The sequence below is a fragment of the Hymenobacter lutimineralis genome (genome assembly GCF_008271285.1).
GTDB classification, from domain to species: domain Bacteria; phylum Bacteroidota; class Bacteroidia; order Cytophagales; family Hymenobacteraceae; genus Hymenobacter; species Hymenobacter lutimineralis.
This window is the reverse complement of sequence record NZ_VTHL01000026.1, coordinates 16,802-30,597: the sequence shown is the minus strand read 5'-3', so window position 1 is coordinate 30,597 and position 13,796 is coordinate 16,802. Positions and strand designations below refer to the sequence as shown.

Below are 13,796 nucleotides of genomic sequence, written 5' to 3'. Positions count from 1 at the left end.
CTCAAGCAAGATGCTTAACGATATGTGAAACTGGTTTGCCTTACACCCTGGCCTTCTTTCCGAAAAAGATAGAGGACCGGCCAAGCATCATGCTACCCTGTTTGACGCAGCACGAAAAACTACGGCTGATTCCTCTCCTTGCCAGGTAAGCAAATCAGCCGTAGTCTTAAACCCAGTAATGACTATGCAGCCATACGCTATATTCCCTCAAACACCTCCGCCCACTCCATTTCCACGCCGGGCAGGGTAGCTACCGGAATTAGGCCGGGCTGATAGAACTCACCTTGCAGCTCGTATCGGTCGTTTTGGAGTGTGTAGACGATGACGTTTTTCTGGCCGGGGTCCACCATCCAGTACTCCTGCACACCGTTTTCCTCGTAGAGGTCGAACTTGGTTTTGCTGTCGTGGGCGGTGTTGCCGGGGCTCAGGATTTCGATAATCCAGTCGGGCGCACCCACGCAGCCGTACTCGTCCAGCTTGGCCAGGTCGCAAACTACGCAGAGGTCGGGCTGCACCACGGTGGTCGTCTGGGCGTCGCCGTTGGCGGAGGTTTTGAGTAGGCGAACATCAAACGGCGCGGCGAAGCCCCGGCAGGTCTTACTGCGCAAGGCTGTTCTGATTGCTCCTCCCAGGTTGAAGGAAATAGATTGGTGCCGTACGCGCGGGGTGGGGCTCATACGGCGCACTTTGCCACGAATCAACTCCACAAACTCATCCAGCCGCCACGTGAGGTAATCGGCATAGGTGTAGGTTTTGGTGAGGTCGAGCTGGGAAATATCGGTGATGACGGGCATGACGGCGGCAATGGAATAGAGAACAGAACGAATATACGGCTAACCCGCTGCTGAAGCCTTGCGGGCAGTACCTATCTTGCCATGTCGAAACAACACAATAGCCCTGGCGTGGGGTGATAGTTGAGGCCGCTACCTTCCGCTATTTTCAGGCCAACCGTGGGCAAATTAACTCCAGCTAAACCCTTTAAACCCGCTACTAGCTCATGCAGGATGACCGGCAACTGATTGGTGTCCTTTTCGTGCTCCTGCTGGCCATTGGTACCCCGGGGTTTCTGTTGCTGCTAGCGTTTCTGCGCCGCCGCCATCCGCGGCGGTTGGCGTCGGGGCTGGTCATTGGGCTGACGCTTGCCCCTTTGTTGCTAGTGGCGGCAGGTGGTTCTCTCTGGCTTTTTCTGCATTATACCCACCAGAAATTCAACCCCGACTACTGGGACGGGCACCCGATGGAGCGGTACACAATGCGGCAAAACCTGATTCAATCCCGGCGCCTGATTGGCCTGTCGCCCGTCCAGGTGCGGCAGCTGCTGGGAGAATCAAGCCTTGCTGGTAGCTCCATGCCCAACAAGCTGCTCTACCCCGTCGGCTACCCGCCTTCCCTAACTACCCTGGACCGCCCGGAGGTTCTGACTATTTGGTTTCGTAATAGAAAAGCGGTGCGTGTACAATAACGCCTCTTGGCATCCTTGCAAAGCATGAAACGTCGCCCCGTTTACCGCTTGCTGACGAGCTTCGGCTTGTTGCTGCTGCTCTTGTTGGGGCTGGACTGGGCGTTTCCGCTGCCGCCCGCGCCGCAGTACTCGCCCCTGGTGCTGGCGGCCGATGGCGCGGTGCTGCACGCCTACCTCAACCCTACCCAGAAGTGGCGGATGAAAACCGAGCTGCGCGAGATTACGCCCGTACTGCGCAAGGCCATTATCGAGAAGGAAGACCGGTGGTTTCGGTGGCACTTTGGGGTGAACCCGGTGGCGCTGGTGCAGGCTGCCGGGCGCAACCTGTTTGGCAAGGGGCGCACCACCGGGGCCAGCACCATTACCATGCAGGTGGCGCGGCTGCTCGAACCCAAGGAACGTACCTTCCCAAACAAGCTGCTGGAAATGCTGCGCGCCACCCAGCTGGAGGCCCACTACAGCAAAGACGAGATTCTGCAGCTTTATCTCAACCTGGTGCCCTACGGCGGCAACGTGGAGGGCGTAAAGTCGGCGGCCCTGCTGTACTTCCAGCACCCCCCCGACTACCTTTCCCTGGCCCAGACCGTGACGCTGGCCATCATTCCGAACCGGCCGCGCGGGCTGGTGCTGGGCAAGAACAACGCGGCCGTGCTTCAGGAGCGCAACCGGTGGCTGCGGCGCTTCGGATCGGCCGGGCTTTTTCCGAAAGACGACGTGGCAGATGCCCTGCTGGAGCCCCTGGACGTGCAGCGCCACGCCGCGCCTGTGCTGGCTCCCCACCTTTCGCGCCGGCTGGTGCGGCAGTTTCCGCGGCAGGCCATCATCCGCAGCAGCCTGCAGCGCAGCAAGCAAAGCAAGGCCGAAGACCTGACGCGCAACTACGTGCGCCGCCTCCACGAGCTGGGCATCACGCAGGCGGCCGTGCTGGTAGTGAACAACCGCACCCGGCAGGTGGAAGCCTACGTGGGCTCGGCCGATTTCCGGGATTTTGCGAGCCAGGGGCAGAACGACGGCGTGGAGGCCGTCCGCTCCCCCGGCAGTACGCTCAAGCCCTTTCTGTACGCCCTGGCTATGGACCGCGGCCTCGTCACGCCCAAGCTCTTGCTGCCCGATGTGCCCACCAACTTCCAGGGCTACCGCCCCGAGAACTTTGACAAGCACTGCAGCGGCGAAGTGACGCTGGAGCGGGCCCTGGCTTTTTCGCTCAACATCCCGGCCGTGCGCGTGCTCAACCAGCTGGGCGTGCCTACTTTCACCGATAAGCTCCGCCAGGCCGGCTTTCAGAGCGTCACGCGCAACCGCGCCCGGCTGGGCCTTAGCAGCATCCTGGGTGGCTGCGGGGCCAACTTGGAAGAATTGACGAACCTTTACGTGACGCTGGCCGCTGCAGGAAAGTATGCGCCACTAAGCCTTGTGTCTGCCCCAGTCAGCAAGCAGAAGACGGCGCTATTTTCGGAAGCTTCCGCTTTCCTCACCACCGACATTCTGGCCCAGCTTACTCGCCCCGATCTGCCGCTGGGCGCGGCCAGCTCCATGCGCCTGCCCAAGATTGCCTGGAAAACCGGCACCAGCTACGGCCGCCGCGACGCCTGGAGCATTGGCTATAACCGGCAGTACACCATTGGCGTGTGGGTGGGCAACTTCAGCGGCCAGGGCAGCCCGGCCCTCACGGGCGCCGATGTGGCCACGCCGTTGCTGTTCGACCTCTTCAACACGCTGGCCTACAACTCGCCCAACGACTGGTTTGTGCCGCCCGCTACGCTGGACTTCCGGCTGGTATGCGCCGAAAGCGGGCTGGTGCCAGGGGAGAACTGCCCCAATCAGGTTATCGACTATTTCCTGCCAGGTATATCAAACGGGCTACGGTGCCAGCATGTGCGGGAAGTCCTCGTGTCGGCCGATGGGAGCTTTACGTACTGTCGTACCTGCGCCCCGGCGGCGGGCTACCGGCGGGAGCTGTACCCGAATCTGCTGCCGGAAGTGGCGGCGTATAAGGAAGGCCAGGGCATTCCGTACCGACGACTGCCGCCCCACAACCCGCAGTGCCAGCTGGTGCGCGGCACCGAGCGGGCGCCTACCATCACCTCCCCGGCCGCCAATACCGAGTACGTACTCAACCGCCACGAGCAGCAGCAACTGCTGCTTTCCTGCACCACGGACAACGAAGTGCGCCAGGTGCACTGGTACGTGAACGACCAGTTTTTGCGGACCGCCGCGGCTACCGAACGGGTGTTCTTCCGGCCCCAGCCCGGCCCGCTCAAAATCTCCTGCGCCGACGACCACGGCCGCAATACCGATGTGCTGGTGACAGTGACGGAAATGTAAGCTTACCAAGCGGCCTCCTCGCCCGCCCACCATACTTCGGTACCGGCCGGCACGGGCGCAGCTTCGGCGTGGGTAAGCAGTAGCGCCCGTGTGGTTGAGCTTTCTGTTGTTGTGGAGGCTTCCCTGGATACTTCTTCCACCGTAGCGGTGGCAGCCTCCGCGCGCCCATCGGGGTAGCGGAGCTGCACGGCCAGAGCGCTGTGCAAGGCCAGCTCACTTAGCCTCGATACCATGGTTTCGGCCAGTAGCAACACGCCTAAACCCGGCAGGCTAAAACTTTTTTCCACGCGTAGCAGGCAGTGCTCCTTCATCCCACGCTGTACGTAAATAGTGGCTATTCCAGCGCAGTAAGTGGCCATTTTCATTATATCAAGACAATTATATATAAATGGCAAAACCCGGAACCCAACCCTTCCTTGGGCCGTACTGGCATGGTGCTTGTAAAATCCCTCCCAGAATCAACAAGTACACCTCTGACCCTTAATAGTCTTTCATCATGAAAAAGATCAGCTGGATTTTCGCCCTCGTCATACTCTTCACCTCGGTTTTCGGTGAGTTTGCCCACGCCCAGGATAAAAAGAAAGTAAGCCCACAAGCCAAAGGCGCCATCATTGGTGGCCTGGGTGGGGCCGCAGCCGGCGCTATTATTCATAAGCGCAACCGGGTTGTAGGGGGTGCAGTAGGTGGCGCCGCCGGTGCCGGCGTAGGCTACGTAATTGGGAAGCGCGTCGACAACAAGCGCAAGGCCGAAGCCGCCCGCGTAGCCGCTGCCAACCGGGCCGCCGCCGACCGCGCTGCTTACCGGGCCAGCGTAGCCCGCGCCAACCAAGCTAAAACCACCACGGTAGCTACCAAAACTTCGGCCGCTGCTCCCATGGCCCTGGCTGCCGGTGCCGGCGTAGGTGCTGCTATGCTGTATGATGCCAACGGCAACCCCGTACCGTATGGTACCAGCGCCAGCGGCCTTGCCTACCTGCCCAACGACTCCTACGGTGACCGTGACTCGGCTTATCCCGATTCGCAGGTTCGTCGCAAGAGCTGGTAATTGCTCCCGAGTCTTTCTGTTTCCAAACCCAGGCCTGCGGGCCTGGGTTTTCTGGTTCTTTTCTCTCCCTTTCTCCCTCACCAACACCCTGTTCTCATGCGTTACTCCCTCCTGGCAGGCCTCGGTTTTGCTTTGCTGAGCGCCTGCACCCAAACCAAGAAAGAAGACACCGCCGCGGCCGTCGATGTACACGCCCTCAACCAGCAGTTTATTGGCGCCTGGAACAGCCGCAACACCACCCAACTGGATACGCTGCTGGCTGATGATGTGCAGTACCTGCAAGGCGAGTCGCACTTCAGCGGCAAGTCGGAAGTGTCGGATAAGTGGATCCGCGAAACCGTGGGCACCATCAACGACCTCAAGCTAAGCCCCGTAAGCTCCGGCAACGACGCCGCCACGGCCTACGAGGCCGGTACCTTTGAGGTGGAAGTAGTGCCCGAGGACCGCACCCAGCCCCGCGGCATTGGCGAAGGCAACTTCATCCTGCTCTGGAAGAAGAACGCCAAAAACGCCTGGAAGCTGAGCTACGCCCAGCTCGAAGGCCTGCCGGTGCGCGTGAAATAGCTCGTTGCGCTTCGCTATATACCAAGAATGCCCCGCTGGCTTAGCCAACGGGGCATTTTGTGTTTAGGCAGGTTGCCTTTTCTTACTCCACCACGTGCTCCAGGTATTCTTCTCCATCGTACACGGGAGCCATGTTTTGCTCTTCTTCCTCGGTAAACAGGCGGGAGCGAATCAGGAAGCGTACGCCCAGCGGAATTTCCAAGGAAAAGCTGGCGCCGCGGCCCTTTACCACATCTACCGTGAGCTGGGTGTGCTTCCAGTATTCAAACTGAGCGGCACTCATGAAAAAGTCGCAGCCATGAATCTGGCCCAGCCACACGTCGTTGGTGCCCACCCGAAACTCGCTTTTGGCAAAGCACATGGGCGAAGACCCGTCGCAGCAGCCCCCACTCTGGTGGAACATGAGTGGGCCGTGCTCGTCGCGCAGCACATCAATGGTAGCTTCGGCAGCAGGGGTTACGAGGACGCGGGGAGTAGGCATGCAGCGAGATATAAAGAAGAAAAAACCTGTCATTCTGGGCATGCCGCGCATCAAGCGGCGACGAAGGACCTTCTCACGCTTGGATCATGCTGGAGCAAGCTGTCCTGACGTGCTAAGGTCCTTCGCTCTGCTCAGGATGACCAAAGATTAAGAGTTAGCCCTAAAAGAACCCCAGCTTCTGCTGGCTGTAGCTGATGAGCATGTTCTTGTTCTGGCGGTAGTGGGCCAGCATCATCTTGTGGTTTTCGCGGCCGAAGCCCGAGGACTTGTAGCCACCGAAGGGGGCGCCGGCGGGGTAGTCGTGGTAGCAGTTCACCCACACGCGGCCGGCCTGAATGGCGCGGGGCACCTGGTACAGCTCGTGGGCGTCGCGCGTCCAGACGCCGGCACCCAGGCCGTAGAGCGTGTCGTTGGCCAGCTCAATGGCTTCTTCAGTGGTTTTAAACGTCGTCACGGACACCACCGGGCCAAAAATTTCTTCCTGGAAGATGCGCATCTTATTGTGGCCCCGGAAGATGGTGGGCTGAATGTAATAGCCCTCGGCCAGGGCGCCATCTTCCTGGGAATAGGCCTCGCCGCCGGTGAGTACCTCGGCCCCTTCGGCCTTGCCGATTTCCAGGTAGCTCAGGATTTTCTCGAACTGGTCGTTGCTGGCCTGGGCGCCCATCATGGTTTCCATATCCAGGGGGTTGCCCAGCTTAATGGCCTTCACGCGGGCAATGACGCGCTCCATGAACTCGTCGTAGATGTCTTCGTGCACCAGCATGCGCGAGGGGCAGGTGCAGATTTCGCCCTGGTTCAGGGCAAACATCACGGCGCCTTCAACGGCTTTGTCGAGGAAGTCGTCGTCGGCGTCCAGCACGCTCTTGAAGAAGATGTTCGGCGACTTGCCACCCAGCTCCATGGTCACGGGAATCAGGTTTTCGGCGGCGTACTGCATGATGAGGCGGCCGGTAGTGGTTTCGCCGGTGAAGGAAGCCTTCTGGATGCGCGGGGACGAGGCCAGTGGCTTGCCGGCTTCCAGCCCGAAGCCGTTTACTACGTTTACCACGCCGGCGGGCAGCACGTCCTGGAGCAGCTCCATCAGCACCATAATGCTGGAGGGCGTTTGCTCGGCGGGCTTCATTACCACGGTGCAGCCAGCAGCCAGGGCCGGGGCCAACTTCCAGGTCGCCATCAGCAGCGGGAAGTTCCAGGGAATGATCTGCCCAATCACGCCCAGCGGCTCGTTGATGTTCATCGATACCGTTGTCGAGTTCAGCTCGGTTACGTTGCCTTCCTCGGCCCGAATTACGCTGGCGAAGTAGCGGAAGTGGTCCACGACCAAGGGCAAATCGGCCAGGGTAGTTTCGCGGATGGGCTTACCATTTTCCACGCACTCCACGGCGGCCAGGTGGGGCAGGTTTTCCTCGATGATGTTGGCAATCTTATTGAGCAGGTTGCTGCGCTCCGTAGCGGAGGTTTTGCCGTAGGTCTCGAAGGCCGCGTGGGCCGCGTCGAGGGCCAGCTCAATGTCTTCCTTGGTGCTGCGGGCTACCTTGGTGAAGACCTTGCCATCGATGGGCGAAATATTGTCGAAGTACTGGCCCTTGACCGGGGCCACCCATTTGCCGCCGATGAAGTTATCGTAGTGCGGCTTAAACTGGGGACGAGCAACGAGCGTGGTGGGTTTTTCGAGGGTTTCCATACTGCGTGGAATTAGAGGAGTTTTGGGATAGTCCAAGCTAGGGCCTTCGGGGGCCGAAACAGGTGTAGTATCGTCTCACAAAAGCCGCCTATCGTCGCAACTTCTCGCCGAGGCCACAGTTCAGCTATAGCCTACTTAGTGAGGACTCACTATCTTGTAGTTCGACTTCCCGTTGTCATCCTGGTTTGTTTAGCTAAAGCCTCATGCCAAACCCTCATCTGCCCGCTCCCATCGCGCTGCGCGCGCCCCAGCAGCTCACGTCGTTGGTTGAAAACCGCACGGTGTATTCGCTGGAGGCCTTTGAGCTGAACGTGTTCGAAACCCACCGCCAGGCTCATCAGGTCCCGCTGAGCATGGGCCACGTGGTGCTGACGACCATGCTGCGCGGCAAAAAGGTAATGCACCTGCCCGGCCGCCCCGCCTTCGAGTACCTGCCCGGGGAGTCGGTAGTGGTAGGTGAAAACGAGACCATGGTGATTGACTTCCCGGAGGCCGATGAGGAACACCCTACCCAGTGCCTGGCCGTGGCTATTCCCACGGATACCATCCGGCAGACGGTGGATTTGCTGAACGAGGAGCAACCCCGCGCCGAGGCCCACCTGCCCTGGCACCTCGATACCACCGACCACGCTCACTTCCGGAACACGCCCGAGCTCACCGGCACCCTGGAGCGCCTGGTGCAGCTTTCCCACGATACCGGCCGGGTAAAGGATGTGCTGGCCAACTTCACCATCCAGGAAATGCTGGTGCGCCTAATGCAGACCCAGGCCCGGCAGCTGCTGTTTCAGAACTACCAGCGGCACGCCACCTCTCACCGGTTTGCGGCCGTGGTGCAGTACATCAAGCAGCACCTCACCGAGCAGATTACTGTGGAGAAACTCTCGGAGCTGGCCTGCATGAGCAAAGCCACGTTCTTCCGGGTATTCAAGCGGGAGCTGGGCCTCACGCCGGTGGAGTACATCATTCAGGAGCGGCTGGCTGAGGCCAAGCGCCTGCTGCGCAACCCCGTCGCCACCGTGGCCGACGTATGCTTCCGGGCGGGCTTCAACAACACGGCCTACTTCCAGAAGCTCTTTAAGCAGTACGAGGGCATCACGCCGGGCCTGTACAAAAAGCAGTGCGTGGTGGGCTAAGCGGCTCCGGCTACTACCGCCGACTGCAACCTTCGGCGCCGGAATCGGTTAGTAGGGGCTGTTTGGCCCGCCGCTATGCTGCGGCGGCCGACAGTATCTGCTTATGCTTTCTTCTGTTCCTGCGGCGGCTTCTGCCCCCGCCGAAAAGCTTCCGCCTCCTACAAGTCCCCCACTCGCGCCCAGCTTGGTTTGGCTGATGGCCGTGACCTGCGGGCTGGTGGTGGCTAACATCTACTACAACCAGCCCCTGCTGGCCGAAATTGCCCGTGACTTCCGCCTTACCGAAAGCCGGGCCAGCCTGGTAGCTACCACCACGCAGGTGGGCTACACGCTGGGGCTGCTGTTTGTGGTGCCGCTCGGGGATAAGCGCGAGCGAAAAAGCCTGATTCTGGGGCTGCTGCTGTGCGCGGCGGTGTGCATGGCGGGTGCCGCCTTCGCGCCCACGTTCCTTATGCTGGTGGGCACCAGCTTGCTGATCGGGCTGTTTTCGGCGGTGCCGCAGCTGCTGATACCCATGGCGGCTTCGCTGGCCAGTGAGGAAGAGCGGGGCCGCGTGGTGGGCCGCATCATGAGCGGCCTGCTGATTGGCGTGCTGCTTTCCCGCACCATCAGCGGCTACGTGGGCGCCCACTTCGGCTGGCGCAGCATGTTTTGGGTAGGCGCCGCCGTGATGGTAGTCCTCACGGCGGTGCTGGCCCGTATGCTCCCGCGCAATCAGCCACATTTCCCGGGCAGCTACGGCAGCCTGCTTCGTTCCCTGGGCACCCTTATTGGTGATTTGCCGGTGCTGCGCCGCTCGGCCCTGGTGGGGTTGTGCTTGTTTGCCGGCTTCAGCGCCTTCTGGACGACGCTCGTGTTTTTCCTGGAAAGCCCTGCCTACCGCTACGGCAGCGAAGTAGCCGGCTTGTTTGGCCTCATTGGGGCCAGCGGCGCCTTTGCCGCTTCCTTTGCCGGCAAATCGGCCGACCGCAAAGGGCCCGACTACGCCCTGAACCTGGGCGTGCTCTTGTTTATGGGCGCCTACGTGGTGCTGGCTTTTGGCGGGCAGTACCTGGGCGTGCTGGTGCTGGGTGTGCTGGTACTGGATGTAGGCCAGCAGATGGCGCACATTTCCAACCAGGCCCGCATTTTCTCTTTGCTGCCCGAGGCTCGCAGCCGCCTCAACACGGTGTATATGACGGCCTGCTTTATCGGGGCCTCGCTGGGCTCTTTCCTGGGCGGGCAGGCCTGGGCGCATTTCCACTGGTGGGGCGTGTGCGGGCTGGGCCTGGCCTTTGTGGCGGCGGCTTACCTGATAAACCGCTGGTACGGCCGGTAGCCGGGCCGCTGCTGGCTTCCTCCGAGCTCCTTCTGCTACATAAAAAAAGCCCTGAGCATTCTTGCTCAGGGCTTTTTCAGCTTATAATGTCACCGATCCGCTACCGGCTTATTACCAGGCGTTTGGTTACGGCTTCCGTGTCGGTTACTACCCGGATGAGGTACACGCCGTTAGCCAGCTCCGCAGCGTTCAGCTTCAGGGCTACCGGCTGGTTGCCCGCCGCACGACCCGTGCCAATGCGGCGAAGGCGGGAGCCTTTCAGGTCGTAGAGCTCTGCGGTGTAGCCACTGGCTTTTAGCGAAGTAAACGCAATAACCGTGCGCCCGGCGCTGGGGTTGGGATGCACCGTTACGCTCGTGAGGCTGGTGGGCTGCTTGCTGGCCGTAGTAGTAGCGCAGCTGGCTCCTACCACGTAGCTGTGCGGGGTAGCAGCCGAATTGCGCTCGGGGCCGCCGGCCCCTACCTGGTAGGTGAAGTACACGCTCAGGGCCGTACCGCTGGCAATGGTGCGCTTGAAGGTGAAGTCCCCGTTGGCTGTTTTGGTCATGTTGTAGCCCGGGTAAGCACCCGCGCCGCCTTCCTGAATGAACACCAACGCCAAAGTGCCCCCGGCTACCGCACCCAGGGGGTGGAAGGTGAAGGTCACCTCGTCGCCGCTGGTCTCGGCTTTGAAGCTGTAGTCGGCGGTGGTAGCGCAGTAGCCGGCCTCCGCGGGCAAGCTCACGTTGATGCGCACGGCACTGGTGGTCGAGCTGTTGCCACCGTTGTCGGTGGCTTTCACCGTGAGGTCATACTGGCCCACGGCGGCGTCTTTCCAGTCGTAGGTATAGGGCGCGGTGGTGTCTTCGCCCAGCTTGGTGCCGCTCTGGTAGAACTCCACTTTGGTGATGGTACCATCGGTATCAGTGGCCGTGGCCGTGAGCGTGATGGTGGCTCCGGCCGTGAACGTGGCGTTGGCCTGCGGGCTAGTGAGGGCCACAGTGGGGGAGCTATTATCCGGGTTGCAGATCTGGCCGGCCGTGTAGGCATGGGGCTTGTCGGCGCTGTTGCGCTCGGGGCCGCCCGCACCCACCTGGTAGGTGAAATAGAAGCTGGTAGCTACGTCATTGGCAATGGGCTTGCTGAAAGTGAAGTCCCCGTTGGCCTTTTTCGTCATGGTGTAGCCCGGGTAGCCACCCACGCCGCCTTCCTGAATGAAGACCAGCGCCAGGTTGCCCCCGGCTACCGCGCCCAGCGGGTGGAAAACGTAAGTTACGCTGCCATCCTGGCTGTATACTTCGTAGCTGTAGTCGCCGCTGGCGGCGGTGCCGGTACAGGCCAGGGCCTTCACCTCCACTTGCACGGCCGCCGACGTGGTGGTGTACCCGTCGTTGTCGGTGGCCCGGGCCGTGAGGCTGTAGGTGCCGGCCGCCACGGTTTTCCACTCATAGGCATAGGGTGCCGAGGTGTCTTCGCCCAGTTTAGTGTCGCCGTTATAGAACTCTACTTTGCTGATGGTACCGTTGGCATCGGCGGCCGTGGCCGTGAGCGTGATGGTAGCCGGCCCGGTAAACTTATCGGTTGCCACGGGGCCGGTCAGCGTCACCGTCGGCTTCACCGGGTCGGCCACGGTGATGCTCACGGCAGCAGACGTCTTCACCGCGCCGCCGTTGTCGGTGGCTTTGGCCGTGAGGGCGTAGGTGCCGGCCGCGGCACCCGTCCAGGTGTAGGTGTACGGGCTGGTCATGTCGGTAGCCAGCAGCGTGGTGCCCTGGTAGAAGTCTACCTTATAGATGGAGCCATCAGTATCAGTAGCGGTAGCCGTGAGGGTGATGCTGGCGGGCGTGAGGTAGCTGGCTTTGTCGGTCGTCAGGCTCACGGTAGGCGCGGCGTTGTTGGGCGCGGCCACGTATACCGTCACCGGTGCCGAGGTTGTCGCGGCGCCTTCGTTGTCGGTGGCTTTAGCCGTGAGGGTGTATACGCCGGCCGGGGCGCTGGCCAAGGTATAGCTATAAGGCGCGCTGGTGTCTTCGCCCAGCTTGGTGGTGCCCTGGTAGAACTCCACTTTTGCCACCGAGCCATTCTCGTCGGTGGCTGTGGAGGTAATGGTTATGCTGGCGGGCGTCGTGAGCACAGCCTCGGCCGCCGGCGCGGTAATAGCCACCGTGGGCGAAGGATTGGCCGCTACGCCCCCGGTTAGCCGGGCATCATCAAAAAAGAAGTCGGCCGCGCCGGTGGCCGGGTCGCCGGCAAACATCAGCAGGCTGGTCATGGAGCCCAGGTCGATGTGCATGCCCATGTTGGGCTGGTCGAAGGCGCTGAGCGGAATACTTACCTCGTGCCAGGCACCGTCGCGCACCAGCCCGTACTGGGCCGCACTATTGGCCGGGAAGTTGATCCAGCTTTCCCCGTGCCCGCTTTTTACCCCAACCTTGAACTGGCCTTTATAGCTGCTCTTGAACTGAAACTTAAGTGCGCCGTTTTCGGCGAAGTTGAGCATGTTCAGCGGGGCGTGGTCGAAGCCCATACCAAACCAGTCGCCGGCATTGGCATGCACGGCCAGCACCTCGGTGCCTTCGTAGGCGGCCGGGGCCGGCTCGATGTTGGTGAGGTTGTTCCAGTAGTACAGCTCGGCGTTGGTGCCCAGGGTCAGCTTGTTGGTAATAGTGGCCTGCTCGGTGTAGATGCCGAAGCTGCCGGTGTAGGCGTGGTCTTTACCCAGGTACAGCTCGTCGCCGGGGTTCTGGTAGAGGCGCACGTAATCCACCTGCATCTTGGCCGGCAGTGCGGCCGTGATGCCGCCTCCGTCGCCGATGCCCGTATATACGCCGCCCACGGCCATGTTCAGCAGAATGAACTGGGCCTTATGAAACTCCTCCATGTCGGCATTGGCCGCCAGCGTAATGTCTTTGGAGAAATACTCCGTCCCGTCAATGTACATTTTGATGGCCTGGGCCGTCCAAACCAGCTTGTAGACATGGTACTCGTCGGCGAGGCTAGTGGTGCCTTTGTAGGTTTGCACCGCGTACTCGTGCTTACCGTCGCGGCTCCAGTGCAGGGCGCCGCCGGCCCAGTTATTCACGTTGCTGGGATACGCTTCCTTCGACCCCATTTCCATTACGTCAATTTCGCCGCTGGCAGGCCAGGTGCCCGTAGCGCCCAGCAGCCAGAAAGCAGGCCACAAGCCATTTTTCAGGTTGGGCGTCTTGATGCGGGCTTCTAGGGTGCCGTATTTGAACTGCACGCGCCCCAGCGTTTTAAGGCGGGCAGAGGTGAAGTCGCGGGTCTGAAATTTCTCCTTAAGGGCCTCTATGATGAGGCTGCCGTTTTCTACGCGGGCGTTTTCGGAGCGGCTGGTGTAGTACTGCAGTTCCTGGTTGCCCCAGCCGCATAACCCCCGCTCGCAGCCGTCCCCAAAGTCAAAGGTCCAGCTTTCTGGATTGATGGCGTTGCCGTCGAAGTTTTCTTCCCAGACCAGCGTCTGGGCATTGGCACTGAGAGCACTGGCGAGCAGCACCGCGCCGGTTAGCAGCGGGCCCGCTAAGCGGCGCCAGAAGTGGGTGGTAGTAGTCGTTTGATTCATGCGTGGTGGGGGTTTAGCAGATGAGTAGAAGGCTGTTTGGCGTCCGGTGATACCCGGCTTATTTATTTTCGGCGCAGGTCATTTTTTCGAGTTTCTCAGCGTGTACCAGCCACTGTGCCGGCGCAGTAGCTGGGCGGCGGCAGGGCTACCCGCCGGTTTCTGAGCGGCGGGGCTTGTGCGTATGGCGCATGGGCTACCTCCGCCAAACGCAAATCCCGC

General features: G+C 61.0%; 11 protein-coding genes. 6 read left to right on the top strand and 5 right to left on the bottom strand.

Annotated elements, in window-relative coordinates; translation table 11 throughout:
- Positions 1-197 precede the first annotated feature (197 nt).
- Positions 198-794: a Uma2 family endonuclease gene (locus FY528_RS18730; protein WP_149072560.1), complete on the bottom strand. Its 597-nt coding sequence runs from the start codon at positions 792-794 to the stop codon at positions 198-200.
- 203 nt (positions 795-997) lie between these two features.
- Here FY528_RS18730 and FY528_RS18725 point away from each other — a divergent pair, with 203 nt between their 5' ends.
- Both FY528_RS18725 and pbpC read left to right on the top strand, forming a co-directional pair.
- Positions 998-1,462, top strand: a complete 465-nt coding sequence (locus FY528_RS18725) for a hypothetical protein (protein ID WP_149072559.1) — start codon at positions 998-1,000, stop codon at positions 1,460-1,462.
- A 24-nt stretch (positions 1,463-1,486) separates the two neighbouring features.
- The gene (gene pbpC, locus FY528_RS18720) at positions 1,487-3,787 is read left to right on the top strand and encodes a penicillin-binding protein 1C (protein WP_149072558.1); all 2,301 of its coding nucleotides are present in this window, start codon (positions 1,487-1,489) and stop codon (positions 3,785-3,787) included.
- A 2-nt stretch (positions 3,788-3,789) separates the two neighbouring features.
- Here the strand turns inward: pbpC and FY528_RS18715 are convergent, their stop codons facing one another.
- A complete protein-coding gene (locus tag FY528_RS18715) occupies positions 3,790-4,074 on the bottom strand; it encodes a hypothetical protein (protein ID WP_149072557.1) in 285 nt (94 codons plus the stop codon).
- Between the two features lie 209 nt (positions 4,075-4,283).
- On the opposite strand from FY528_RS18715, the gene FY528_RS18710 reads away from it, so the two are divergent.
- Both FY528_RS18710 and FY528_RS18705 read left to right on the top strand, forming a co-directional pair.
- Positions 4,284-4,832: a YMGG-like glycine zipper-containing protein gene (locus FY528_RS18710; RefSeq protein WP_149072556.1), complete on the top strand. Its 549-nt coding sequence runs from the start codon at positions 4,284-4,286 to the stop codon at positions 4,830-4,832.
- Between the two features lie 96 nt (positions 4,833-4,928).
- Positions 4,929-5,396 (top strand): YybH family protein, encoded by a 468-nt coding sequence (locus FY528_RS18705; protein WP_149072555.1) that lies wholly within the window; start codon positions 4,929-4,931, stop codon positions 5,394-5,396.
- Positions 5,397-5,478: 82 nt separating this feature from the next.
- Here the strand turns inward: FY528_RS18705 and FY528_RS18700 are convergent, their stop codons facing one another.
- Positions 5,479-5,877 carry a DUF779 domain-containing protein gene (locus tag FY528_RS18700; protein WP_149072554.1) on the bottom strand — a complete coding sequence of 133 codons (399 nt, stop codon included), beginning with the start codon at positions 5,875-5,877 and terminating at the stop codon, positions 5,479-5,481.
- 160 nt (positions 5,878-6,037) lie between these two features.
- Entirely contained in the window at positions 6,038-7,564 is a 1,527-nt protein-coding gene (locus tag FY528_RS18695; protein ID WP_149072553.1) for an aldehyde dehydrogenase family protein, read from the bottom strand.
- A 203-nt stretch (positions 7,565-7,767) separates the two neighbouring features.
- On the opposite strand from FY528_RS18695, the gene FY528_RS18690 reads away from it, so the two are divergent.
- Positions 7,768-8,697 carry an AraC family transcriptional regulator gene (locus tag FY528_RS18690; RefSeq protein WP_149072552.1) on the top strand — a complete coding sequence of 310 codons (930 nt, stop codon included), beginning with the start codon at positions 7,768-7,770 and terminating at the stop codon, positions 8,695-8,697.
- A 103-nt stretch (positions 8,698-8,800) separates the two neighbouring features.
- Complete coding sequence (locus tag FY528_RS18685; protein WP_149072551.1) at positions 8,801-10,015, top strand: MFS transporter; 1,215 nt, start codon at positions 8,801-8,803, stop codon at positions 10,013-10,015.
- A gap of 100 nt (positions 10,016-10,115) precedes the next feature.
- Here the strand turns inward: FY528_RS18685 and FY528_RS18680 are convergent, their stop codons facing one another.
- Entirely contained in the window at positions 10,116-13,577 is a 3,462-nt protein-coding gene (locus FY528_RS18680) for an Ig-like domain-containing protein (RefSeq protein WP_149072550.1), read from the bottom strand.
- Positions 13,578-13,796 lie beyond the last annotated feature (219 nt).